The organism is Xanthomonas hortorum, from assembly GCF_024339125.1.
GTDB lineage: Bacteria > Pseudomonadota > Gammaproteobacteria > Xanthomonadales > Xanthomonadaceae > Xanthomonas > Xanthomonas hortorum.
The window spans coordinates 3,129,306-3,153,130 of sequence record NZ_CP101417.1 but is presented as its reverse complement, the minus strand read 5'-3'; the positions used below and the strand labels follow the sequence as shown (position 1 = coordinate 3,153,130).

The window sequence follows — 23,825 nt, the reverse complement described above, 5'->3', positions numbered from 1 at the left end:
CGCAACAGCAAGCTAATGCAACGAGATGGCTCGCTTTTCATCCAACCACCGACCAACTTTATGGCGCGGTGTCCTCACCGCTTGCGGGACCGTGTGGCGGCATGGATGCCGCCACCGAGCCTACATGGACGTACTTGCGGCGTGTCCCGCGAGCGGTGAGGGCACCGCGCGCTCGACTAACCAGGCTTTTGACCTAAGGAACCTCTGAACAACGCACCATAGATACGCGACACTACCCGCCTCATGTTGAGGAGTGATCCATGCAACTGACGTTCGGTGACGCTGAAGGCCTGGGCAAGCGTAAGCAGACCCGCCGGGAGATCTTCCTGGCCGAGATGGAGCAGGTCGTTCCGTGGCAGCACTTGCTCGGTCTGATCGAACCGCACTATCCGGTGTCGGGGCGCCCTGGTCGACAGCCATACGCACTGGCGACGATGTTGCGGATTCATTTGCTGCAGCAGTGGTATGCGTTGAGCGATCCGGCGATGGAAGAAGCGTTGCACGAGATCCCGATCTTGCGGAGGTTTGCCCAGCTCGGTGGCTTGGACAACGTTCCGGACGAGACCACGATTTTGAACTTTCGGCGCCTGCTGGAGACCCATGGCCTTGCCGCGCGGATGCTGGACGCGGTCAATGCGCATCTGGCGCGCAAGGGTCAGAGCCTGCGGTCGGGCACGATCGTCGATGCGACACTGATCGCTGCGCCCAGTTCGACCAAGAATGCCGATCACGCGCGCGACCCTGAAATGCATCAGACCAGGAAGGGCAATCAGTGGTATTTCGGGATGAAGGCGCACATCGGCGTGGATGAGTTTTCCGGGTTGGTGCACCACGTCCATTGCACAGCGGCTAATGTCGCCGACGTCACGGTGACGCACACGTTGCTGCATGGCAACGAAGACAGCGTGTTCGGCGACAGCGGCTACACCGGCGCGGACAAACGCGACGAACTGCAGACCTGCAAGGCAGCATTCTTCATCGCCGCCAGGCCCTCGACGACGCAAGCCATCGGCAACAACCGCGAGCGTGCTCGGGAACAGCGTTGGGAACACTTCAAGGCCAGCGTGCGCGCGAAGGTGGAGCATCCATTCCGGGTGATCAAGCGCCAATTCGGTTACACCAAGGTCCGCTATCGCGGCCTGGCCAAGAACACCGCGCAGGTGCTGACGTTGTTTGCGCTGTCAAACCTGTGGATGAAGCGAAAGCAGTTACTTCCTGCTATGGGGAGCGTGCGCCTGTAACCCGGGGAATTCCCACGGAAAGCGCCAGAAATGGCCAAACTCCGAAGATCCAAACGCGACTCTCCGCAACGACGCGACATTCCGCGCTCTCAGGCCGCGTTATTCAGACCTTCCCTAAGCATTTGACTGCACCTACGACGACGCACCGAATCGAAAGATTGATTGGCTTTGAGTAGTTGGACATTGCGGATAGATCGCTTGTAGAGCCGACGATCTTCGGCTTGGCTGCACGGCCCTTGCCCGCCTACCGTCGCGGGACACGCCGCAAGTACGTCCGTGTAGGCTCTTACGCGGCATCCATGCCGCGTAAGGTCCCGCGACGGTAGGCGGGCAAGGACCAGTCGAGAGTGTCGGTATGCATGGTGCAAGCAATGCATGACGTGCGTTGCTTAGATAACGGCGTGTCCGATCATCTTCTCAATGCAGTCAAAACAATGGGCAGGCTTTCAACAAAGCAACCTAAAAACTTTCTGGTGCGGTGTCCTCACCGCTTGCGGGACCGTGTGGCGGCATGGATGCCGCCACCGAGCCTCCACGGACGGATTCACGGCGTGTCCCGCGAGCGGTGAGGGCACCGCGCACTCGACCGACTCAGTTTTTGACTGCATCTAAACGCCACTAACTCCGTTTGATCGATATCGCCGCCGGCTCAGGCGGCCGCTTGCTGCCGGCCAGCGGCCACTGATCTTCCACTACATTCTCCTCGCGCCTGGCGTATTGACGCAGCTGCACGCTCCGGCCATCGGCACCGGGCTGGAGTGGTCGCGCTTGTCCGCGCAGCGCTGGCGGCAAGCTGGCAAGACGCTGCTCAAGTGTCTGCGCATCATTGGGATGATCGCGTAACCACAGCACTGCCGACAGCGCGCGCAATGCAGCCGCGGCGTCCTGGAGCTTGTGCTGATAATGCGCATAGTCAGGGCTTGCCATACCCGCCAACACACACCCAACCGCATTGGCAATACAGCCCATCGACATAGTGTCCGGCACCGGAATCATTGCCTGCGGCACCGCTTGATCCTGCGCCAGCAAGGTCCGCACCGGCGCGCTACACGCCCAGGTATAGGTCGGCGCCATCAGCGCACGGGTACGCTTGTGGTCCAGCAGACGCAGCGACAACCGTTCGTCCCAGGACAGGTCGGTTGCCGGGTCCTTGCGAACCTCTGTCTCGAGCATCGACAGCACCATTCGCGATTCGCCGTGCAAGGCATTGCACAGCGAAACCTCATCGACCGCAAGCGGCGCGAATGCAGCGAGGCATTGCGCGGGTAATGGATGCTTTGCAGGCAGCTCGGACAGCATTTCAGCAAACAGATGCGCGTTGGTACGCAGCATCGCCGCGCCAACCATCGGCATGATGAGGTTGTCGCCGCTGCGCAGCAGTACCCGCGCAATCCGTGCATCGGCGCAGACGCCCGCCAGCGCCTGCTCGGTGCGTCCTTGGACGAAGTCCAGCGCGTTGCTGGTCATCGACAGCTTGAACTGCGGCAGTGTCGGTAGCGGGGCCGTGGCGCTGGGCGGGAACGGGCTGCGGTAATCTGCATAGCCCGCAAGATCGCGCGACTTGATCAACTGCGGCCTATGCGCGGCTAGCGCGTCGGCATAGGCTTGCTGCCGTTGACGCACGCGGTCCAGGCACCCGTCATAGCGCGTACACAGTTCCGGGGCCGACGCAGGCCAATTCGGCCGGCGTGGATAGCGTGTGGCGGCGCTTTGCAACGGCATGCCGGCAGGCAGGCGTTCGAACCGCTGCACGTCCTGCGCAAGCAGCGCCTCACGCTGTGCATCCGGCACCGCGTACGGCAACGACCATAGCGCGACAAACATGTTGGGCCCACGCAGCGGCAGCGGCGGTTGACGCAGTTGCGCCAACGCCTGGCGTTGTGCCTCAGGAATCGGCCAGCGTGCGGAGATCGCGTACAGGGCCACCAGTAGGGCAACCAGAATGCAGAGCCCCAGCAGGGCCGACTTGAGGAATCTGGCGAGCATGCGTTTGCAACCTTCCGTGGATGAACTGCGCCATCTTAGAGCGGCAGGCACCGGCTCACGCGTGCCATAACGCATATGCGCACTTGCCGTCTCCCGGGCGAACAAGCCCTGCCTCGGGTCTGCACCGGACCCGGCCGAGTGCCTACAATGCGCGGATGTCCGAATCCCCCACTCCGCATCCCCGCCCTTCCCTGCAACGGGTCTTTCTGACCGGTTTGCTCACCCTGCTGCCGGTCTGGTTGACCTGGGTGGTGGTGAAGTTCGTGTTCTCGCTGCTCTCTGGCATCAGCAGCCCGTGGGTGGTGCCGTTGTCCGAACGCATCGCGGCCTCGTTCCCCGACTATCTGGGCTGGATCAAGGCGCTGTGGGTGCAGAACACCATCGCGCTGATTGCCACCGTGGGCGTGATCCTGTTCGTCGGGATCCTGAGCCGGCGCGTGATCGGCCAGCGCCTGTTGCGCTGGTTCGAGGCGATCATGCGGCGCATCCCGCTGGCCAGCGTGGTCTACGACAGCGCGCGCAAGTTGCTCGACATCCTGCAGACCCAGCCCGGCAGCACCCAACGCGTGGTGCTGATCGACTTCCCGCATCGCGACATGAAGTCGGTGGGCCTGGTCACGCGCGTGATCAAGGAACAAGGCACCGGCCGCGAGCTGGCGGCGGTGTATGTGCCGACCACACCCAACCCGACCTCCGGCTATCTGGAGATCGTGCCGGTGGAGTTGCTCACACCGACCGACTGGACCGTGGATCAGGCAATGAGCTTCATCATCTCCGGCGGCGCGGTGGCGCCGGAGTCGGTGCCCTTCACCCGTACTGCGGATCGCTAACGCCATGACACAGGTGCGTACCCTCGACGATCCTGCGGTCCGCCTGTTCATTGCGCTGGCGGCGTTCTTCTGCGTCAACGCGGCGCTGGCCGAGTTCATCGGCGTCAAGATCTTTGCGCTGGAAGACACGCTCGGCATCGCGCCGTTGAACTGGAATCTGTTCGGCCAGACCGGCTCGCTCAGCTTCACCGCCGGCACCTTGCTGTGGCCGGTGGTGTTCATCATGACCGACACCATCAACGAGTTCTTCGGCAGCCGCGGGGTGCGTTTCATCTCGTGGGTGGCGGTGGCGCTGATCGGCTACGGCTTTGTGTTTGCGTTCGCCGCGATCGCGCTGGCGCCGGCCGGTTGGTGGGTCACTGCGGCGCAGAGCCAGGGCGTGCCCGATTATCAGGCGGCGTTTGCGGCGGTGTTCGGGCAGGGGTTGTGGACGATCGGTGGGTCGCTGGTGGCGTTTCTGTTCGGCCAATTGATCGATGTCTCGGTGTTCCACCGCATCCGCCGCGCCACCGGCGAAAAACACGTGTGGCTGCGCGCCACCGGCTCCACGGCGGTGTCGCAGTTGGTGGACAGCTTTGTGGTGATCTACATCGCCTTCGTGCTTGGCCCGCAGCATTGGTCCACCGACCAGTTTCTGGCGGTGAGCACGCTCAACTACGTCTACAAAATGGGCTTTGCGATCGCGCTGATCCCGCTGCTGTATCTGGCCCGGCGCGCCATCGGCGCGTATCTGGGCGCTGCGCGCGCCGAGCAGTTGCGTGAGGAAGCCGCTGCCGACTGAGCGTGGCCGGCAAGACGAACGTGCTCACCGCCGGGTACGCGCAGTTGGCGCCCGCAACGGCGTGTCGCACTCGACCGCCGTGTTTCCGAGAACACGCTTCCGTGCACATCACGACTGCCAGCTACGATTTGTCAGCAACTTCTAGCGGACGAAAGTCGCCCGTCGAAATTTTGTTCAATCCGTCATCGCCCTCGCTGGCCATGCTGTTGCGCCCCGCTATGGACGTCGCGCAATGGATCATCTTGTGGCAATGGCGAGCTTCGCGCTGGTGTGTTCGATTTCGCCCGGCCCGGTCAACCTGGTCGCGCTGAGCACCGGCGCCAGCGCCGGCGCGCGTGCCGGGCATACCCATGTGATCGGGGCCACCGTGGGCTTCGTAGCGCTGCTGTTGTTGGTCGGCATGGGGCTGCAGCAGGTATTGGTGCGCTGGCCGCTGCTCGGACGCGCATTGCATCTGGCCGGGGTGGCGTTTCTGCTCTACATGGCGTGGCGCCTGCTGCGCGACGATGGCGTCATCGACGCTGCCAGGCCGCGCCCGAGCGCCTCGTTCTGGAACGGCGCGGCAATGCAATGGCTCAACCCCAAAGCCTGGCTGGCGGCGACCTCCGGCGTGGCCCTGTATGCAACGGCAGGCAGCACGCAACTGGCCGGCTTTGCGGCGGTGTATGCGCTGATCTGCTATCCCTCGCTGGCGTGCTGGTTGCTGGCCGGTGCAGTGCTGCGGCGGCATGTGCAGGCGCCGAAACAGCTACGCCGGTTGAACCGGGTATTGGCCGCCCTGCTCGTACTCAGCGCCGTCTATCTGTTGAGGGACTTCTGCTGAGGACATGGGGTCCGGCATTGCGATAGTGCCCGGGTGTCACTGCCCAGGCGCGTTTGAAGCTGCGCTGCAGATGCGCCTGGTCGGCATACCCGTGCGCATAGGCGACCTCGGCAATGCCACCACCGCGACGCAAGGCCTCACGCGCACGCTGAAACCGGCAGTCCAGCAGATACGCGTGCGGGGTCAGACCATGGGCCTGACGAAAACCGCGAATCAAGCGCGGCGCGGGCATCCCGGCCAGCGTGCACAGTTCGCGCAGCGACACCGCACGCGCATGATGGGTCTGCAGATACTCGGCCACCTGCTGCATCGGCCCGGTATCGACCGCAACCGCACGGCTCATCGGCTCCACGTGCAGATGCAGGCGCGCCACGAACGCGATCAACGCGCTCTCGCGTGCAAGCGCATCGGCGTTGTCGTCGATCAGCAGCGCATGCATGCGGTCGAAAGCGGCGTAGGCTGCCGGCGTCTGGCACAACGGCGCTGCCAGCATATGCACATCCGTATTGGCGGCCAGGCCGAGTGCGCGTTGTTGTTCGCGCAGCCACGCCACGTCCAGATACAGCATGCGGAACGACCAGTCCTGCTGCGGATCCGGATTGCAGGCATGCACATCGCCGGGGTTGATCAAGGTCAGCGACTGCGCGCCCACCTGCGCCCGCATGCGTCCATTGCGGTAACGCGCAAGCCCGCGATCCACCGCACCCACCGACCATTGTTCGTGCGTATGCGCCGCATAACAGAGCGTGCGGCTGTTGATCACCTGGCGGAGTTCGACGAAGGGCAATGCCGCATCGCGCCAGAACCCCTGCCCGCCTTGCAGGGGCAACTGCGTCCCGCGTGTCGATTCATCCTGTTGCATGCGCGCAAGACTATCGCACTGCAACATGCGTGTGCGCCGCCCATCTGCAGCGCGGGCTTCATGAATTTCAGGCGGGCCAGGTGTCGCGGGTGGGTGGCTTGAACGGTGCGGATCGGGCAAGCTCCCCGCTCGCTTGTTCCCGGAGCCGGTAATGCCCCTCAGCTTTTCCCGCCTGCTGTCCCTGGCCATGGCCGCCATCATGAGCCTGTCGCTGGCAGTGCCCGCCGATGCGGCCAAGAAGAAAACCGGCAAGGCACAGACCTCGCAAACGCGCGCGAAGGCGAGCAAAGGCAAGAAGACCGCCAAGCCGGCGGCCAGGACCACCAAGGCTGCCAAAGGGGGCAAAGCCGCCAGGGCCAAGCCGCGCGTGGTCGCCCCGCCCGTGGTGCTGACCAAGGCGCAGCAGCTCAACCTGCTTTACGACCAGTACTGGGATGCCTCGCTCAAGCTCAACCCGCTGCAGGCCACCTTCCAGGGCGAAACCCGCTACAACGACCAGTTGCCCAACTTCCTGTCGCCGGCGTTCCGGCAACAGTCGCACGATTTCACCGTGCTGTGGCTGGGCAAGGCCGAAGCGTTGGGGCCGGACGGCTTGAGCGGGCAGGACCTGCTCAGCTACCAGATCTTCGTGCGCGACGCGCGCAGCGCACTGGCGGCCGAGCAGTTCCCCAGCTGGATGCTGCCGATCAACCAGTTCTACAACATCGCCAGCATCGCGGTGGTGCTGGGCTCGGGCACCGGCGCGCAGCCGTTCAAGACGGTCAAGGACTACGACAACTGGTCGCGGCGTGCGGTCGGCATCCCCGAGCTGTTCGACCAGGCGATCAGCAATATGCGCGCCGGCATGCAGGCCGGCGTGGTGCAGCCGAAGGTGCTGATGCAAAAAGTGCTGCCGCAGCTGGACGCGATCATCGCGCGCAACGCGGAAGACAGCCTGTTCTGGGGCCCGGTGCGCAACCTGCCGGCAGACATGCCCGAGGCCGACAAGCAGCGCATCACCGCCGAATACAAGCGCTTGATCGAAGTGCGCATCATGCCGGCCTACCGGGAGCTGCGTGGCTTCATCGCCACCGAATACCTGCCGGCCTGCCGCGATACCGACGGACTGACGGCGCTGCCCAATGGCGCGGCCTGGTACGCCTACGACGTGCGCCAGAGCACCACCTCCGAGCTGACCCCGGACCAGATCCATCAGATCGGGCTGGATGAGGTGGCGCGCCTGCAGGGCGAGATCGCCGCGCTGGCCAAGCAGGTCAAGTTCCGCGGCAACCTGCCCAAGTTCTACAAGTTCATGCAGACCGACAGGCGCTTCGCCTTCCGCAGCGACACCGAATTGCTGGGTTATTACCGTGGCCTGCAAGGCCGTGTACAGCTGGCGGTGCCGCGCCTGTTCAATGTCCAGGGCATGCCGGCGCTGGAAGTGCGTGTGGTGGAAGCGCAGCGCGCGCAAGCGGCCGCCAGTGGCTCCTACATGCGCCCCAACGGCGACGGCAGTACGCCGGGCATCTTCTACGTCAACACCTCCGACCTGCCCTCGCGCAAGACCTGGGAGGCCGAGAGCCTGTACCTGCACGAAGCGATTCCCGGCCATCACTACCAGCTCGGGCTGCAGCAGCAGCTGACCGATCTGCCCAAGTTCCGCCGCCTGGGCGGCGAGACGGCGTATATCGAAGGCTGGGGCCTGTATGCAGAGTCGCTGGGGCGCGAGCTGGGGCTGTATCAGGATCCGTACAACACCTACGGTTATCTGCAGAACGCGCTGTGGCGCTCGATTCGCCTGGTGGCTGACACCGGCCTGCACAGCAAGGGCTGGAGCCGCACCCAGGCGATCGACTACATGCTGGACAACTCGGGCATGAGCCGCACCGATGCCGAAGCCGAGGTCGACCGCTACATGGCCATCCCCGGCCAGGCGCTGGCCTACAAGGTCGGCGAGATGAAGATCGCGCAGCTGCGCGAACAGGCGCAACGCGAACTTGGGCCACGCTTCGATGTGCGCGCCTTCCACACCGAAGTGCTCAAGGACGGCTCGGTGCCGCTGGAGATCCTGCAGGACAAGATCCAGCGCTGGATCGCCACGCAAAAAGGCTGAGCCAGCTCAGCCCGCCGCGCGCGCAGCCGCCAGCGCGGCGATGTCGCGCGGCGTGGTGCGGCAGCAACCGCCGATCAACCGCGCACCGGCCGCCAGCCACTGTGCGTGCTGGTCGGCCAAGCTGCATGCCGTCGTGCTGCCGGCATGCCAGCGTTTGTCGCTGGCATCGTAGTGCTCGCCCGAATTGGGATACACCACCAGCGGCAGCGCTGTCAGTGCAGAGAGGGTCTGCAATGCGGCGGTGACGTGTTCCAGCGCGATGCAGTTGATGCCCACTGCGATCACCTGCTTGCAGGCATCCAGCGCCGGGATGACCTGCGCCAACGGCGTGCCGTCGCTCAGATGCGCGGCATCGCGCAAGGTGAAGGAAAACCATGCATGCAGCTGTGGAAATTCTTCCAGCAGCAGGCGCAGCGCGACGATCTCGTTAGCCGACGGCAGCGTCTCGCAGGCCAGGACATCCACACCCGCCTCGGCCAACGCGGCGATACGTGGACGATGGAAGTCCAGCAACTGCGCCAACGGCAGAGCGTAGTCGCCGCGATATTCCGAACCATCTGCCAGATACGCGCCATACGGCCCGACCGACCCGGCCACCCATAACGGCACGTCCTGTGGATGGGCAAGCAGATGATCGGCCCGCGCCTGCGCCGCCAACGCCACGCTGCGTGCGATCAGCGCTTGCGACTGCGCCAGATCCAGCCCGCGCGCGGCAAAGCCCAACGGCGTGGCCTGGTAACTGGCGGTGATGGCGCATTGCGCCCCGGCGGCGAAGTAGTCGCGATGCACCTGGTAGATCAGCTCCGGCTGCTCCATCAGCACGCGCGCCGACCACAGCGCATCGTTGAGATCGCAGCCGCGTTGTTCCAGTTCGGTGGCGAGTGCGCCATCGAGCAGCACATAGCCGTCGTGCTGCAGGGCCTGGCTGAAAGGCGCGTCGGCACGCGGCCGGCGGGGAAGAATCGTCATGCGTGCTGTCTCCGGGTCGCAAGCCATTGCGTGAGTGCGTAGGCGCCGTAGCACAGCGCCACAAACGGGATGCCGCACCACAGCGCGATGCGTTGCTGCGGATCGAATGCCAGCCCGATACAGGCCAGCAGACAGAGCGAAAACCCCAGGATCGGCGTCCACGGATACCACGGCGCGCGATACGCCAGGCTCTCCGGCGCGATGCCATCGCGCAGCAACTGGCGCCGAAAAAAGTAGTGCGAGGCGCAGATGCTCAGCCACACCACTACCACCGCAAAACCCGATACTGCCGAGATCGCAACGAACACGGTGTCGGCCGCGTACACGCCGGTGAGCAGCGCCAACAGGCCACCGAGCATGCTCAACGCCAATGCCGGCAACGGGATGCCGCGCCGGGTCAGGCGCGCCAGCCGCGCCGGCAGCGTGCCTTCGTTGGCCAGCGACCACAGCATGCGCGCGGCTGCGTACAGGCCGGAATTGGCCGCCGACAGGATCGCGGTGAGGATCACCGCATTCAAGATGTCGGCCGCATACGGAATGCCCAGCAATTCAAAGGCGCGCACGAATGGACTGGTCTCCACTGCTGCCTGCTCGGCCGGTAACAGTGCGGCCAGCACCAGCACGGTGCCAACGAACAACACCGCCAACCGGACCAGCGTGGTGCGGATCGCCAGCGGAATCGCACGCGCAGGCTGCGCGGTTTCGCCGGCGGCAACACCGATCAACTCGGTGCCGGAGAAGGCGAAGTTCACCGCCACCATCGTCATCAAAATCGGCAAGGTGCCCTGCGCAAACCAGCCATCGGCGCGCAGGTGGCGCAGCCCGGGGGCCGGCGAACCATCTGCCAACGGCAACACGCCGACCACCGCCGCACCACCAAGCACGATAAACACCAGGATGGTGATCACCTTGATCAGCGAAAACCAGAATTCGCCTTCGGCAAACCAGCGCGCCGACACCGTGTTCAAGCCGAAGATCAGCGCGCAGAACAACAGACACCACGGCCATGCCGGTGTGTGCGGGAACCAGTACTGCATGCAGAACGCGGCAGCGGTCAGGCTCGATCCCAACGCCACCGTCCAGGTCAGCCAATACAACCACGCCACCACGTAGCCGGTGGCCGGGCCGAGATAGCGCGCGGCATACACGTGAAAGGCACCGGTCTGCGGCATCGCCACCGCCAGCTCGCCCAAGCATTGCATCACCAGATACACCACCAATGCGCCGATCAGATACGCCATCACCGTGCCCAACGCACCGGTGCTGGCGATGATGTAACCGGTGTTGAAGAACAACCCGGTGCCGATCACACCGCCCAGCGACAGCATCACCAGATGGCGCACCTGCATGCTGCGCTGGAATTGCGGTGCGGCGTTGGAGGTGGGTTCGGGCATCGGCAGGACGGGTCGGTGGCCCAGCATCCTGCCATGCGCGCGCAGGCGAGCACAGCCACGCGTTGGCCAGCCGTGACGCGGCACCAACAATCCGGGATGCCGTGCGGCGATACCGCGCGGGGCGTTCTGCCTCGATGCGCTCCAGCGCGCGCCGCGCCCGGCCTGGCCTGGTCTGCACGACACGCTCCGGGCACCCGGGCGGTATCCTCGCCACTGCTCATCCGGACCGCTGACATGCCACACGACTTGCACACACGCACCTACGCGCAGACGCAGCGCTGGAGTGCATCCTCGCTGCCTGCACGTATCGCAGACGCCATCGCCATCGCTGTCGCCGCGTGTCGCGCATCCATGCTGGCCGCTAGCGACGCGGGGCAGCGCCAGCTCCCCCATCGCGTGCGAGGCGCCGCATGATGCTCGCCGGCATCCACCACGTGGCGATCATCGCCGGCGACTATGCGCGCTCCAAGCAGTTCTATTGCAACGTCCTGGGCCTGCGCGTACTCGCTGAGCATTACCGGCAGCCGCGCGATTCCTGGAAGCTGGATCTGGCGCTGCCCGACGGCGGCCAGATCGAGCTGTTTTCGTTTCCCGACGCACCGCTGCGCCCCAGCCGCCCGGAAGCGCGCGGGCTGCGTCATCTTGCCTTCCGGGTCGAAGCGCTGGACGCGGCCGTCGCGCATCTCAACGCGCACGGCGTGGTCACCGAAGACATCCGCATCGACGAGTACACCGGCCGCCGCTTCACCTTCTTTGCCGACCCGGACGACTTGCCGCTGGAGCTCTACGAAGTCGGTTGAACAGCAGACCGGGCAGGTTCGGTCACATCTGCCACGGAGGCACGTCGAAGAGTCAGAGCGATCACCAAAGCTACTGCGCGGCCGCCAGGCGGGCGCTCGGTATGTTTTGTGAGCCGCTGGTAGTCGATGGTCGCTGTGACTTTCGGCGGATGCGGCGATGCGGTAACGCCATGAAGATCGAACCACACCAGGACACAGGAACCGTACATGCTGCAGATCCGTGCGTTGTCCAAGACCTACGCCAATGGCGTGCATGCGCTGCAAGGCGTCACCCTCGACATTCCTCGCGGCATGTTCGGATTGCTTGGGCCAAACGGCGCCGGCAAGTCGTCGTTGATGCGCACGCTGGCCACGCTGCAGGAACCCGATTCGGGCAGCGTCAGCCTGACCGGTGCCGACGGCAGCAGCATCGATGTGCTCACCGACAAGGACGCATTGCGGCGCCGGCTGGGCTATCTGCCGCAGGATTTCGGCGTGTACCCGAAGGTCAGCGCGCTGGACATGCTCGATCACTTTGCCGTGCTCAAAGGGCTGAGCCATCGCGGCCAGCGCAAGGAGGTGGTCGAGCGGCTGTTGCAGCAAGTGAATCTGTGGGACGCACGCAAGCGCAAGCTCGGCACCTATTCCGGCGGCATGCGGCAACGTTTCGGCATTGCGCAGGCGCTGCTGGGCAACCCGCAATTGGTCATCGTCGATGAGCCGACGGCCGGGCTGGATCCGGAAGAGCGCAATCGCTTTCTCAATCTGCTGGCCGAAATCGGCGAGAACGTGGTGGTGATCCTGTCCACCCACATCGTCGAAGACGTCACCGACCTGTGCCCGACGATGGCCATCATGAACAAGGGCCAGGTGTTGCTGACCGGGCGGCCCGCCGATGCGATCGACATGCTGCAACAGCAGGTCTGGCGCAAACAGGTCGCCAAGCAGGCGCTGCCCGATTACGAGGCACGCTTCACCGTGCTGTCCACGCGTCTGATTGCCGGGCATCCGGTGATCCACGTGTTCAGCGCCGACTGCCCGGAGCCGGGTTTCGAACAGGTCGCTCCCGATCTTGAGGATGTCTATTTCCAGCGCCTGCGCAAGCAAGCGCTGGCTGCCTGACGGAGCGCTGCGATGATCCTGGCGTTCCTGCGCTTCGAGCTGCGCGAACAACTGCGCTCGCCCTTCCTGTGGCTGCTGGCTGCGCTGTATGCGTTGCTGGCGTTTGCCGCACTGTCCAGCGATGCGGTGCAGATCGGTGGCGGCATCGGCAACGTGCTGCGCAATGCGCCGACCGTGATCGCTACGCTGCTGGGGCTTTTCAGCCTGCTCGGTCTGCTGGTGATCACCCTGTTCGTCAGCAATGCCTTGCTGCGTGACTTCGACCTGGGCACTGCCGAGCTGGTGTTTTCCACACCGGTGCGGCGGCGTGACTATCTGCTTGGCCGCATCGGCGCGGCGCTGATCGCCGGCATGGTGATGTACGTGGTGATCGCGCTGGGCATGTTCGCGGCGCAATTCATGCCGTGGATCGATCAGGCACGGCTCGGCCCGGTCGCAGTGCTGCCCTATCTGTGGTCGTTGCTGGTGCTGGTGCTGCCCAATCTGCTGTTCACCACCGCGCTGCTGTCGGTGCTGGCGGTGACCACGCGCAGCATCCTGTGGGTCTATATCGGCGTGATCGTGTTCTTCGTGCTGTATGGCGTGAGCCGTGCGCTGATGGCCGACCTGGACAATGTGTGGATCGCCACGCTGTCCGACCCGCTCGGCATCCGCGCGTTGTCGCAGACGCTGCGCTACTGGTCGGTGGACCAGCGCAATCACCAGTTGCCGCCACTGACCGGTTATCTGCTCGCCAATCGCGCGGTGTGGTTGGGCATGAGCGGTGTGCTGTTCGCTGCCACCTTCGCGCTGTTTCGCACCGAGCGCAGCGGCACGCGTCGGCGCCGTGGCGCTGGCGCGATTGCGCCTGCCGATACGGCGCCCACCAGCACACGCGCCACCACCACGCGCCTGACGGTCACACCGAGCTTCGGCGTGGCCACCGCCTGGAAGCAGCTGCTGCGGCAGATCCGCTTCGACACGCTCGGCGTGCTGCGCAGTGCGCCGTTCGTGGTGCTGCTGATGCTGGGCCTGGCCAACTTCATCCCGACCGCCTTGTTCAATTCGCGCAATTACGGCACCGCCGTGCTGCCGGTGACCTCGTTGATGCTGGAGGCGCTGCAGAACAGCTACAGCTTTCTGCTGATCATCGTGGTGCTGTTCTATGCCGGCGAACTGGTGTGGAAGGAGCGCAGCAACCGCATCGACGGCATCACCGACGCGATGCCGGTCCCGGATTGGGTGCCGCTGCTTGGCAAATTCGTCGCTTTGCTGGCGGTGATCGCCAGTTTCCAGCTCGCCGGTGCGCTGACCTCGATCGCGCTGCAGCTTGGCCGTGGCTACACCAGCATCGAACCGCTGCTGTATCTCAAAACCCTGGCACTGGGCTCGGTGCTGTACGTGCTGATGGGCGGCATGGCCTTGGCGCTGCAGGTGCTGAGCAACAACAAGTTCGTCGGCTATGCGCTGCTGATGCTGGTGTTGATCGGGCAATCGGTGCTGTCGATGCTCGACTACACCCAGAACCTCTACACCTTCGGTGGCTGGCCCAACGCACCGTATTCGGACATGAACGGCTACGGGCACTTTTTGCCCGGCCAGTTGTGGTTTCAGGGCTACTGGGGCGTGTTCCTGCTGGCCTTGCTGTTGCTGTCCTCGGCATTCTGGCCGCGCGGCGTGGGCCACGGGTTGCGACAGCGTGTGCGGCTGGCGTTGCGGCGCCTGCGCAGCCCGACCGGTGCGGCATTGGCGGCCACCCTGCTCGGCTTCGCGGCGGTCGGCGGCTGGCTGTACTGGAACACCAACGTCTACAACAGCTTCCTGTCGCCGGAACAGCGGCTGGACCTGCAGGCGCGCTACGAGCGCGATTACCGCAAGTACAAGGATCTGCCGCAGCCGCGCATCGTCGCGATCGACAACCATGTCGATCTGCATCCGGACACCCAGTCGGTCGTTATCGATGCCACCTGGACAGTGCGCAACACCCACACCGCGCCGATCAGCGAGGTGCACATCGGCATGCAAGGCCGCACTGGCGACCGCAGCCTGGTAAAGGTGGATCTGGGCGGGCAGACCCTGACCACGCACGACGTCCCGGCCGGCTATCGCATCTATCGCCTGCAAAAGCCGCTGCAACCTGGCGAAGAGCGCGTGTTCCGCTTCCGCGTGGACCAGCATCCGCACGGCCTCACCGCCGAACAGGCGCAAACCGAACTGGTCGCCAACGGCAGCTTTTTCAACAATACCCTGCTGCCCTGGTTCGGCTACAACACGCAGACCGAGATCACCGACCGCAACGACCGCCGCAAGCGCGGCCTGGGCGAACCCACGCGCATGCCCAAGCTGGAAGATCAGGCCGCGCGTGCCAACAGCTACGTCAGCAACGATGCCGACTGGCTCGGTTTTGCCAGCACCGTCTGCACCGCACCGGATCAGATCGCCCTGGCACCGGGCTATCTGCAGAAAGAATTCCAACGCGATGGCAGGCGCTGCTTCCGCTACGTGATGGACCGCCCGATGCTCAACTTCTACGCCTACCTGTCGGCACGCTGGGAAGTGCGCAAGGCGCGTTACAAGAACATCCCGATCGAAATCTATTACGACCCCAAGCACCCATACAACGTGCAACGCATGATCGAGAGCGTGCAGAAATCGCTGGCCTATTACGAAGCCAATTTCAGCCCGTATCAGCACCATCAGGTGCGCATCATCGAGTTCCCCGGCTACGCGCGATTTGCGCAGTCGTTCGCCAACACCATTCCCTACTCCGAATCGATCGGCTTCATTGCCGATCTGCGCGACAAGAACGATATCGACTACGTGTTCTATGTCACCGCCCACGAAGTGGCGCATCAATGGTGGGCGCATCAGGTGATCGGCGCGAACGTGCAAGGCGCCACCATGCTGTCGGAATCGCTGGCGCAGTATTCGGCGTTGATGGTGATGGAACGCGAGTACGGACGCGCCCACATGCGCCGCTTTCTCAAGTACGAACTGGACCGCTATCTGGAAGGCCGTGGTGGCGAAACCATCGAGGAATTGCCGCTGTATCGCGTGGAAGACCAGCAATACATCCACTACCGCAAGGGCTCGCTGGTGTTTTACCGGCTGCGCGAAGAGATCGGTGAGCAGGCGCTCAACCGCGCGTTGCAGCGCTTCCTGGCCGCCAAGGCGTTCGAACAACCGCCTTACACCACCTCGGCCGAGCTGCTGCAGACCATTCGGGCCGAGGCGCGCCCGGACCAGCAAGGGCTGATCACCGACCTGTTCGAGAAGATCACCTTCTACGACAACCGCGTGGTGAGCGCGCAGGCACGCAAGCGCCCCGATGGGCGCTATGAGGTCACCGTGCAGACGCATGCGGCCAAGTTGCAGGCCGACGGCAAGGGCAAGGAGCACGCAGTGCCACTGGATGACTGGATCGAGGTGGCGATTTACGGGAAGGCCGCTGGCAAGGACGCGCAAGCACCGGTGCTGTATCTACAGCGTCAGCACATCACCAGCGTCGCGCCGAGTTTCACGGTCATGGTCGACGGCCTGCCTGCCGAAGCCGGCTTCGACCCAGACAACAAGCTGATCGACCGCGTGCCGGCGGACAACCGCAAGCAGGTGACGCTGCAATAGCCGAATGAACGCATGCCGCAGCGCGTCTTTCCGCCACCATACTCCACGGTATACATTGCGATCAGGCCGCCGACGGCGGCCACAGCAATCCCTGGGAGGGGACACATGCGCAAGACCTTCAAGACCCTGATGCTGGCCCTGCCGCTGGCCGCCGCCTCGCTGCTGGCCCAGGCCGCCGACTCGCCGGTGGGCCGCTGGAAGACCATCGACGACGAGACCGGCAGGCCCAAGTCGGTGGTGCAGATCGAACAGACCGGCAACGGCACGCTGAGCGGCAAGGTGGTGGACATCCTGCAATCGGACAAGGGCCCGAACCCGCTCTGCGACAAATGCGATGGCGCCCAGAAAGGCAAGCCGATCAAGGGCATGACCATCCTGTGGGGCCTCAAGCCCGACGGCACCGCGGTGTGGAGCGGCGGCTCGGTGCTTGACCCGGCCAAGGGCAAGACCTACAAGGCCAAGGTCACCCTGACCGACGGCGGCAAGAAGCTGCAGATGCGCGGCTATGTGGGTATCGAGGCGCTGGGCCGCACTCAGACCTGGATTCGCGAGTAAATCGGGAATCGGGATTGGGGAATCGGTAAGAGCAGGCGCCCGCAAGGGCGCCTTTTTTGTGCGTGTCCATCCGCGCGTATCTGTGCGGCGAGACCTGGCAGGCGACGATCGCCAGCCAATGACGCCCAATGGACAGCCAAATGCCTGCGCGCCTCAACAACACGGCCGCCTGACCCTGCTTTGACCGATTCCCGATTCCCGAATCCCCATTCCCGACTAATGCGATAATCGCCCGTCCCCCGCATTACGCCTGCCATGACCCGCACCGCACTCGTCACCACCGCCCTGCCCTACGCCAACGGCCCGCTGCATCTTGGCCATATGGTCGGCTATATCCAGGCCGACATCTGGGTGCGCGCGCGCCGCTTGCGCGGCGACAAGACCTGGTTCGTCTGCGCCGACGACACCCATGGCACGCCGATCATGCTCGCCGCCGAAAAGGCCGGCGTGACCCCGGAAGCCTTCATCGCCAACATCCAGGCCAGCCATGAGCGCGATTTCGCCGCGTTCGGGGTGACCTTCGATCATTACGATTCGACCAATTCGCCGGTCAATCGCGAGCTCACCGAAGTCTTCTATACCAAGCTCGAGGCCGCCGGTCACATCAGCCGTCGCTCGGTGGCACAGTTTTACGACCCGGCCAAAGGCATGTTTCTGCCGGATCGCTATATCAAGGGCATCTGCCCCAACTGCGGCAGCGCCGACCAATACGGCGACAACTGCGAGGTCTGTGGCGCCACCTATGCGCCGACCGAGCTGAAAGAGCCCAAATCGGTGATCTCCGGCGCCACACCGGAACTGCGCGATTCGGAGCATTTCTTCTTCGAAGTGGGCCATTTCGACGGTTTCTTGCGCGAGTGGCTGGCCGGCGATGTGGCACTGCCCGGCGTCAAGGCCAAGCTCAAGGAATGGCTGGATACCGAAGGCGGCCTGCGCGCGTGGGACATCTCGCGCGATGCGCCGTACTTCGGCTTCCAGATTCCCGGCCAGCCGGGCAAGTATTTCTACGTGTGGCTGGACGCGCCGATCGGCTACCTGTGCAGCTTCAAGACGCTGTGCGCGCAGATGGGCGAGGACTTCGACGCGCATCTGGTCGCCGGCACGCAGACCGAGCTGCATCACTTCATCGGCAAGGACATCGTCAATTTCCACGGCCTGTTCTGGCCGGCGGTGCTGCACGGCACCGGCCATCGCGCGCCGACCCGTCTACATGTCAACGGCTACCTGATGGTGGACGGCGCCAAGATGTCCAAGTCGCGCGGCACTTTCGTGATGGCGCGGACCTTCCTGGACGTGGGCCTGGAGCCGGAAGCGCTGCGCTACTACTTCGCGGCCAAGTCCTCTGGCGGTGTGGATGATCTGGATCTCAATCTGGGCGATTTCGTCACGCGGGTGAACTCCGATCTGGTCGGCAAGTTCGTCAACCTGGCCAGCCGCTGCGCCGGCTTCATCGGCAAGCGCTTCGACGGCAAGCTGGCCGACACCCTGCCCGACCTGGCGCAATACGAGCGCTTCGTCGCCGCGTTGGCGCCGATCCGCGAGGCCTACGAGCGCAACGACGCGGCCAGCGCGATCCGCCAGACCATGGCGCTGGCCGACGAGGCCAACAAGTACATCGACGACACCAAGCCATGGGTGATCGCCAAGCAGGAAGGTGCCGATGCGCAACTGCAATCGGTATGCACGCAGGGTTTGAATCTGTTCCGCATTCTGGTCGCCGCACTCAAGCCGATCCTGCCGCGCACCTGCGCCGAGGCCGAGGCTTTCCTGTCGGCACCGATGACCAGCTGGGAAGACGTCGCGCGCCCGCTGACCGCACACACGATCCAGCCCTACACCGCCCTGTTCACCCGTATCGACCCCAAACTGATCGACGCCATGACCGACGCTTCAAAAGACACTCTCTCTGCGCCCGCAGCACCGGCTGCGGCCACCGTCAGCGCTGCAAAGGTGACCAAAACCGATGCAAAAGCGGCTACGCCGGCCAATCCCCCCGCCTCCGTCTCGAATCCAGGTCTTATTGGCATCGACGATTTCGCCAAGCTCGACCTGCGTATCGGCAAGGTGCTGGTGTGCGAGTTCGTGGAAGGCTCCGACAAGCTGCTGCGCTTCGAACTGGACGCCGGCGAGCTGGGCAAGCGCCAGATCTTCTCCGGCATCCGCGCCAGCTACGGCGAACCCGAAACGCTGGTCGGCCGCAGCGTGGTGTTCATCGCCAACCTGGCACCGCGCAAGATGCGCTTCGGCATCAGCGAAGGCATGATTTTGTCGGCCGGCTTCGATGGCGGCGCGTTGGCGTTGCTGGATGCCGATACAGGCGCGCAGCCGGGGATGCCGGTTCGGTGAGGCGGGAATCGGGAATCGTAAAAGCAAGACCTGATTGTTGAGGGAGACCTGACACGAGTGCTTCGCCCGTACCCTCATCCGCCCCTACGGGGCACCTTCTCCCGGTGGGAGAAGGAAGAGGCTAAGCCCCTCTCCTGCGGGAGAGGGGTTGGGGTGAGGGTACGGAGGCGAAGCCCTGGTGTGGTTCCAACTGCACGTGGCTTCGCCCGTACCCTCATCCGCCCCTTCGGGGCACCTTCTCCCGATGGGAGAAGGAAGAGGCTAAGCCCCTCTCCTGCGGGAGAGGGGTTGGGGTGAGGGTACGGTGCGAAGCCCTGGTGTCGTTCCAACTGCACGTGGCTTCGCCCGTACCCTCATCCGCCCCTATGGGGCACCTTCTCCCGGTGGGAGAAGGCAAAACACCGCGCCTTTAACCAATCTCTAATCCCCAATCCCCAATCCCACGCCCCACTCCCAGCCCCATGCAGCTCGCCCTGTTCGACTTCGATCACACCATCACCACCTGCGACACCTATGCGCGCTTCCTGCGCAAGGTGGCAACGCCGGCGCAGTTGGCGGCGGCGAGGTGGCAGGTGGGTCCGTGGGTGTTGGGCTATCGGGTTGGGTTGATCTCCGCGCAGGCCTTGCGCGCACGCGTCACGCGCCTGGTCTTCAGCGCTCGCTCGCTGGAAGAAATGACCATGCACGGGGCGGCGTATGCACGCAACGAGCTGCCTGGCATGTTGCGCACGAACATGATGCAGCGCATCGACTGGCACCAGGCGCAGGGGCATGAAGTGGTGGTGGTGTCCGGTTCGCTGGACCTATATCTGCAGCCGTGGTGTGCGCAGCATGACCTGTCGTTGATCTGCAATCGGCTGGAACACCACGCCGGCGTGTTGAGCGGGCGCTATGCCAATGGCGATTGCGGACCGCACAAGGCCACGCAGATCCGCCTGCGCTACGACCTGTCGCAGTACGAGTGCGTGCATGCCTATGGCGATAGCCGCGAAGACACGCCGATGCTGGCACTGGCGCAGCAGCGCTGGTATCGCGGCAATCTGTTGCACTGACATGCCCATTGCAACGCCCGCCCCCACGCACGATCTGGTCGAACGCCTCGACCGCCTGCTGCCGCAGACCCAATGCGGCCAGTGCGGTTACGACGGCTGTCGCCCGTATGCGCAAGCGATGGCCGATGGGCACGCCGACGTCGATCATTGCCCGCCCGGTGGCGACGCCGGTGCCCGCGCGCTGGCGCACGCACTGCAGGTTCCTGCACGCCCGTACGACCGCACCCGCGGTACCCACACGCCACCGCAAGTGGCGTGGATCGTGGAGGCCGACTGCATCGGCTGCACCAAATGCATCCAGGCCTGCCCGGTGGATGCCATCGTCGGCGGCGCCAAACACATGCACACGGTGATCGCGCCGCTGTGCACCGGCTGCGAGCTCTGCCTGCCAGCCTGCCCGGTGGATTGCATCGAGCTGCGCACAATCGGCTAGACGGCTCGCAAAAGGCCTCCAACTCCTACCTTCCGTCAGGAACGTCCTGACGCATCCGGCGCATCCGTGCTGCGGACGCGCTCGTATTGGTGTGTACTCCCATCGAGGAATCCGCCGATGCGCCCATTCGCCGCCCTTGCCACGCTCGCCGCACGCTGCCGGCCGATCCCGCCGTTGTTGTTGCTGGTGCTGGGCTGTTCGCCGCTCAACGCCGCAGCCGTCACCCGTGTGGACGGCGATGCCTTAGACGGCGACAGCGGCGCGCTGCGTTACCGCGAGTCGCACTGGTTGCTCGACGACGGCGGCCGGGTGGTGCTGTATCGCTGCACGGACGGGCGCCCGTTCGCGCGCAAACTGGTCGATGGCGGCGGCCCCTCGCCCAACTTCAGCCTGCTCGATGGACGCGACGGCTACCGCGAAGGCGTGCGCCAACGCGATGGCGTGCGCGAGATGTTCCAGCAGGAACCCGGCAAGACCGAACGCCGCACCGCGCTGCCGGCCAGCGAAGGCGCGCGCGTGATCGATGCCGGTTTCGATGCCTATCTGCGCACCCAATGGGACGCACTCGCCAGCGCAACGCAGCGCGTCGACTTCGTGCTGCCGAGTCTGCAGCGCCAGCTGGCCTTCAAGGTCGAACGGATCGGCGACAGCGCCGGCCAGCGTCGCTATCGGCTCAGCCTGGATGCCTGGTACGGCGCCGCAGTGCCGTCGCTGGAAGTGCGCTATTCCATCGCCGACAAGCGCCTGCTCGAATTCCGCGGCGTCGGCAATCTGCGCGACGAACGCGGCCGCTATCCGCACGTGCGCATCGTTTTCCCGGACACCGCTGCGCGTGCCGCCAGTGCGGACGAGTTGCGCCAGGCACGCGAGCAGCCGCTGGCCAAGCGCTGCAGCGCCCCGTGAACCAGACACGTGCCATCTTCACGTTCGACCACGCGCCGTTGCGTAAAACGGCCCGGGCACCCATTCCCCACGCAGGAACATCCTCATGGCCAAGGCCTATCTCTGGATCAACGCAGTGCTCTATGTCGTCCTGGCGATCTGGTGCACGCTCTCACCGGCCAAGACCGCAAATGCGGTCGGTTACACCCAGCTTTCGCCGGCCGGGCAGTCGGAATACCTGGTCATCTACGGCGGCCTGCAGTTGGGCATGGCGTTTTTGTTCGGTTACTTCGCCTGGATCGATCAACCGCGCACCGGGCTGCTGGTGGCACTCGCCTTCTACGTCCCGATCGTACTGTTCCGCACTGTCGCGCTCTCGCGGCTGTGGCCGGTCTCTGCACCGACGGTTGCGCTGGCAGGCGTGGAAATCCTGTTGCTGCTCGCCGCTGTGCTGCTGTGGTTCCGGCACAAGTGAAAGACACGCTGTAGCCAGTCCGGTAGGATCGGCGCCACCTTACTCAACGCCCGACCGCATGAGTGCCATTCCTGGCCACGACGACGATGAAACCGGACGCCTGCTCACCGCAACTGCGGGCGGCGACCGGCATGCTTTCGAAGCGCTGTATCGGCAGACCTCGGCCAAGCTGTTCGGGGTGTGCTTGCGCATGATTCCGCAACGCGCCGAAGCCGAAGAAGTGCTGCAGGACGTGTTCACGCTGATCTGGCACAAGGCCGGGCAGTTCGATCCGGCGCGTGCACGCGGGCTGACGTGGCTGGCGATGATTGCGCGCAACAAGGCGATCGACCATCTGCGCGCCAATGCACCGCAGCGCCGCAACGTGACCCTGGACGATGCCGGCGACCTGCGTGCCAGCGATGCCTCACCGCTGGAGCGCACCGAGCGCGCCAGCACGCGCCACCGCATCGACCATTGTCTGGCCGAACTCGAACCGCCGCGCAGCGAATTGATCCGCACCGCCTTCTTCGATGGCATCACCTACGAAGAACTGGCGGCGCGCACCGACACGCCGATCGGCACGGTCAAGAGCTGGATCCGTCGTGGCCTGGCCAAACTCAAGGCATGTCTGGAACGATGAGCACGCCATTCCCCATCGACCAGGAACCGCCGCGCGACGTGCTTGCCGGCGAATACGTGCTGGGCCTGCTGAGCGCCGACGAGCGCCTGGCGGCCGAACAACGCATCGCCACCGACAGCCAGTTCGATCAGGCGGTTCTGCAATGGCAGCAACATCTGATGCCGCTGCTGGACGAAATCGCGGCGGTGACCCCGTCCGATCAGCTCTGGCCGCGCATCCGCCAGACGCTGGGCTTCGATACGCCATTGCGCGCAGTGCCGGCTGCATCGACCACCACCACATCGGCCACGCCACTGTGGAACAGCGTGCGCTTCTGGCGTTGGGCCAGTGCCGGTGGCCTGGCCACTGCTGCGGTGTGCGTGCTGGCGTTATTGAACGTGAACACGCCGCCCGCACCGGTGCAGCCGCCAGCCACTGGCCCGGTGGTACAGGCACCGCCGGTCACGACTCCAGCAACCCCGGCCACACCACCTGCCACCGGCATCGCGATGACCGCCACGCTGGCGACCGAAGACGGCCGGCCGGGCTACGTGGCCTTGATGGATGCCGACAAGCACACCATCACGGTGACGCCGCTGGATCGCACCGCCACCGCCGACAAGGTGCCCGAACTGTGGTTGATCACCGCAGACGGCAAGCCGCATTCGATGGGCACGTTCGACGATCAACGCGCACGCCGCGCGCAGATCCCCGATCAGCTGATGCCCATGCTCAGCAACGAGGCTCTGTTGGCCGTCACCCTGGAACCACTGGGCGGTGCGCCGGGTGGCATCCCCACCGGTACCGTGGTGGCCAAGGGCGGCATCAGCACGCTGGCAATGGCGCCCTGACCCGGCTATGAGCTTGCCTGCGAGGCTCTCGCAGGCAAGCTCGTTTCACGAACGACCTCATGCGCGCCAGCGATACGGCGTGTGGTCAATTGTGTGCGCGATTGCGCGAATTATCAGTGTGATCAGACGAACCTTACACACGCATGCG

Annotated in this window: 20 protein-coding genes; 16 read left to right on the top strand and 4 right to left on the bottom strand. The window is 64.7% G+C overall.

All coding sequences use genetic code 11. From position 1 onward, the window contains the following. Nucleotides 1-260: 260 nt before the first annotated feature. Nucleotides 261-1,241, top strand: coding sequence for an IS5 family transposase (locus tag NMB96_RS13550; RefSeq protein WP_183086757.1), 981 nt, complete (start codon nucleotides 261-263; stop codon nucleotides 1,239-1,241). A gap of 618 nt (nucleotides 1,242-1,859) precedes the next feature. Here NMB96_RS13550 and NMB96_RS13545 read toward each other — a convergent pair. Further along, complete coding sequence (locus NMB96_RS13545; protein ID WP_043889073.1) at nucleotides 1,860-3,227, bottom strand: hypothetical protein; 1,368 nt, start codon at nucleotides 3,225-3,227, stop codon at nucleotides 1,860-1,862. A 155-nt stretch (nucleotides 3,228-3,382) separates the two neighbouring features. Here NMB96_RS13545 and NMB96_RS13540 point away from each other — a divergent pair, with 155 nt between their 5' ends. The 3 genes from NMB96_RS13540 (at nucleotide 3,383) to NMB96_RS13530 (ending at nucleotide 5,661) form a co-directional block, all read left to right on the top strand. Further along, nucleotides 3,383-4,057 carry a DUF502 domain-containing protein gene (locus tag NMB96_RS13540; RefSeq protein ID WP_023903330.1) on the top strand — a complete coding sequence of 225 codons (675 nt, stop codon included), beginning with the start codon at nucleotides 3,383-3,385 and terminating at the stop codon, nucleotides 4,055-4,057. Nucleotides 4,058-4,061: 4 nt separating this feature from the next. After that, nucleotides 4,062-4,838, top strand: a complete 777-nt coding sequence (locus NMB96_RS13535) for a queuosine precursor transporter (protein WP_255085026.1) — start codon at nucleotides 4,062-4,064, stop codon at nucleotides 4,836-4,838. A gap of 232 nt (nucleotides 4,839-5,070) precedes the next feature. Beyond that, entirely contained in the window at nucleotides 5,071-5,661 is a 591-nt protein-coding gene (locus NMB96_RS13530) for a LysE family translocator (RefSeq protein WP_255085025.1), read from the top strand. Here NMB96_RS13530 and NMB96_RS13525 read toward each other — a convergent pair. Next, entirely contained in the window at nucleotides 5,627-6,523 is an 897-nt protein-coding gene (locus NMB96_RS13525) for an AraC family transcriptional regulator (protein ID WP_255085024.1), read from the bottom strand. The genes NMB96_RS13530 and NMB96_RS13525 overlap by 35 nt on opposite strands. A 151-nt stretch (nucleotides 6,524-6,674) precedes the next feature. Here NMB96_RS13525 and NMB96_RS13520 point away from each other — a divergent pair, with 151 nt between their 5' ends. Beyond that, the gene (locus tag NMB96_RS13520; RefSeq protein WP_255085023.1) at nucleotides 6,675-8,615 is read left to right on the top strand and encodes a DUF885 domain-containing protein; all 1,941 of its coding nucleotides are present in this window, start codon (nucleotides 6,675-6,677) and stop codon (nucleotides 8,613-8,615) included. 6 nt (nucleotides 8,616-8,621) lie between these two features. Here the strand turns inward: NMB96_RS13520 and mmuM are convergent, their stop codons facing one another. Then, on the bottom strand, nucleotides 8,622-9,584 hold the full coding sequence (mmuM, locus tag NMB96_RS13515) for a homocysteine S-methyltransferase (RefSeq protein WP_043889070.1): 963 nt from the start codon (nucleotides 9,582-9,584) through the stop codon (nucleotides 8,622-8,624). Continuing rightward, nucleotides 9,581-10,978 (bottom strand): S-methylmethionine permease, encoded by a 1,398-nt coding sequence (mmuP, locus tag NMB96_RS13510; protein WP_043889069.1) that lies wholly within the window; start codon nucleotides 10,976-10,978, stop codon nucleotides 9,581-9,583. Before mmuP ends, mmuM begins: the two co-directional genes overlap by 4 nt. Before the next feature lie 410 nt (nucleotides 10,979-11,388). Here mmuP and gloA2 point away from each other — a divergent pair, with 410 nt between their 5' ends. The 11 genes from gloA2 to NMB96_RS13455 all read left to right on the top strand — a co-directional run bounded on the left by gloA2 (nucleotide 11,389) and on the right by NMB96_RS13455 (nucleotide 23,677). Next, complete coding sequence (gloA2, locus tag NMB96_RS13505) at nucleotides 11,389-11,778, top strand: SMU1112c/YaeR family gloxylase I-like metalloprotein (RefSeq protein WP_043889068.1); 390 nt, start codon at nucleotides 11,389-11,391, stop codon at nucleotides 11,776-11,778. 207 nt (nucleotides 11,779-11,985) lie between these two features. After that, the gene (locus tag NMB96_RS13500) at nucleotides 11,986-12,879 is read left to right on the top strand and encodes an ABC transporter ATP-binding protein (RefSeq protein ID WP_006450216.1); all 894 of its coding nucleotides are present in this window, start codon (nucleotides 11,986-11,988) and stop codon (nucleotides 12,877-12,879) included. A gap of 12 nt (nucleotides 12,880-12,891) precedes the next feature. Continuing rightward, nucleotides 12,892-16,482, top strand: a complete 3,591-nt coding sequence (locus NMB96_RS13495) for an ABC transporter permease/M1 family aminopeptidase (RefSeq protein ID WP_255085022.1) — start codon at nucleotides 12,892-12,894, stop codon at nucleotides 16,480-16,482. Between the two features lie 105 nt (nucleotides 16,483-16,587). Beyond that, a complete protein-coding gene (locus NMB96_RS13490; RefSeq protein WP_023903321.1) occupies nucleotides 16,588-17,037 on the top strand; it encodes a DUF2147 domain-containing protein in 450 nt (149 codons plus the stop codon). 255 nt (nucleotides 17,038-17,292) lie between these two features. Next, nucleotides 17,293-19,383, top strand: coding sequence for a methionine--tRNA ligase (gene metG / locus NMB96_RS13485; RefSeq protein WP_023903320.1), 2,091 nt, complete (start codon nucleotides 17,293-17,295; stop codon nucleotides 19,381-19,383). A gap of 461 nt (nucleotides 19,384-19,844) precedes the next feature. Beyond that, nucleotides 19,845-20,435 carry an HAD family hydrolase gene (locus NMB96_RS13480; RefSeq protein ID WP_023903319.1) on the top strand — a complete coding sequence of 197 codons (591 nt, stop codon included), beginning with the start codon at nucleotides 19,845-19,847 and terminating at the stop codon, nucleotides 20,433-20,435. Between the two features lies 1 nt (nucleotide 20,436). Next, entirely contained in the window at nucleotides 20,437-20,868 is a 432-nt protein-coding gene (gene rnfB / locus NMB96_RS13475) for an Rnf electron transport complex subunit RnfB (RefSeq protein WP_023903318.1), read from the top strand. A 117-nt stretch (nucleotides 20,869-20,985) separates the two neighbouring features. Then, nucleotides 20,986-21,771: a hypothetical protein gene (locus tag NMB96_RS13470; protein WP_023903317.1), complete on the top strand. Its 786-nt coding sequence runs from the start codon at nucleotides 20,986-20,988 to the stop codon at nucleotides 21,769-21,771. Nucleotides 21,772-21,856: 85 nt separating this feature from the next. Next, nucleotides 21,857-22,225: a hypothetical protein gene (locus NMB96_RS13465; RefSeq protein ID WP_023903316.1), complete on the top strand. Its 369-nt coding sequence runs from the start codon at nucleotides 21,857-21,859 to the stop codon at nucleotides 22,223-22,225. Nucleotides 22,226-22,283: 58 nt separating this feature from the next. After that, on the top strand, nucleotides 22,284-22,847 hold the full coding sequence (locus NMB96_RS13460) for a sigma-70 family RNA polymerase sigma factor (RefSeq protein WP_023903315.1): 564 nt from the start codon (nucleotides 22,284-22,286) through the stop codon (nucleotides 22,845-22,847). Next, nucleotides 22,844-23,677, top strand: a complete 834-nt coding sequence (locus NMB96_RS13455) for an anti-sigma factor (RefSeq protein ID WP_043889067.1) — start codon at nucleotides 22,844-22,846, stop codon at nucleotides 23,675-23,677. Before NMB96_RS13460 ends, NMB96_RS13455 begins: the two co-directional genes overlap by 4 nt. Nucleotides 23,678-23,825: the final 148 nt, after the last annotated feature.

Bases quoted from the DNA above. Each gene is read 5' to 3' on its own strand.
- NMB96_RS13540 (WP_023903330.1), top strand. From the start codon at position 3,383: ATGTCCGAATCCCCCACTCCGCATCCCCGCCCTTCCCTGCAACGGGTC.
- NMB96_RS13480 (WP_023903319.1), top strand. From the start codon at position 19,845: ATGCAGCTCGCCCTGTTCGACTTCGATCACACCATCACCACCTGCGAC.
- NMB96_RS13490 (WP_023903321.1), top strand. From the start codon at position 16,588: ATGCGCAAGACCTTCAAGACCCTGATGCTGGCCCTGCCGCTGGCCGCC.
- NMB96_RS13545 (WP_043889073.1), bottom strand. From the start codon at position 3,227: ATGCTCGCCAGATTCCTCAAGTCGGCCCTGCTGGGGCTCTGCATTCTG.
- mmuP (WP_043889069.1), bottom strand. From the start codon at position 10,978: ATGCCCGAACCCACCTCCAACGCCGCACCGCAATTCCAGCGCAGCATG.
- NMB96_RS13500 (WP_006450216.1), top strand. From the start codon at position 11,986: ATGCTGCAGATCCGTGCGTTGTCCAAGACCTACGCCAATGGCGTGCAT.
- NMB96_RS13550 (WP_183086757.1), top strand. From the start codon at position 261: ATGCAACTGACGTTCGGTGACGCTGAAGGCCTGGGCAAGCGTAAGCAG.
- gloA2 (WP_043889068.1), top strand. From the start codon at position 11,389: ATGATGCTCGCCGGCATCCACCACGTGGCGATCATCGCCGGCGACTAT.
- rnfB (WP_023903318.1), top strand. From the start codon at position 20,437: ATGCCCATTGCAACGCCCGCCCCCACGCACGATCTGGTCGAACGCCTC.
- NMB96_RS13495 (WP_255085022.1), top strand. From the start codon at position 12,892: ATGATCCTGGCGTTCCTGCGCTTCGAGCTGCGCGAACAACTGCGCTCG.
- NMB96_RS13535 (WP_255085026.1), top strand. From the start codon at position 4,062: ATGACACAGGTGCGTACCCTCGACGATCCTGCGGTCCGCCTGTTCATT.
- NMB96_RS13455 (WP_043889067.1), top strand. From the start codon at position 22,844: ATGAGCACGCCATTCCCCATCGACCAGGAACCGCCGCGCGACGTGCTT.
- mmuM (WP_043889070.1), bottom strand. From the start codon at position 9,584: ATGACGATTCTTCCCCGCCGGCCGCGTGCCGACGCGCCTTTCAGCCAG.
- NMB96_RS13460 (WP_023903315.1), top strand. From the start codon at position 22,284: ATGAGTGCCATTCCTGGCCACGACGACGATGAAACCGGACGCCTGCTC.
- NMB96_RS13470 (WP_023903317.1), top strand. From the start codon at position 20,986: ATGCGCCCATTCGCCGCCCTTGCCACGCTCGCCGCACGCTGCCGGCCG.
- NMB96_RS13465 (WP_023903316.1), top strand. From the start codon at position 21,857: ATGGCCAAGGCCTATCTCTGGATCAACGCAGTGCTCTATGTCGTCCTG.
- NMB96_RS13520 (WP_255085023.1), top strand. From the start codon at position 6,675: ATGCCCCTCAGCTTTTCCCGCCTGCTGTCCCTGGCCATGGCCGCCATC.
- NMB96_RS13530 (WP_255085025.1), top strand. From the start codon at position 5,071: ATGGATCATCTTGTGGCAATGGCGAGCTTCGCGCTGGTGTGTTCGATT.
- metG (WP_023903320.1), top strand. From the start codon at position 17,293: ATGACCCGCACCGCACTCGTCACCACCGCCCTGCCCTACGCCAACGGC.
- NMB96_RS13525 (WP_255085024.1), bottom strand. From the start codon at position 6,523: ATGCAACAGGATGAATCGACACGCGGGACGCAGTTGCCCCTGCAAGGC.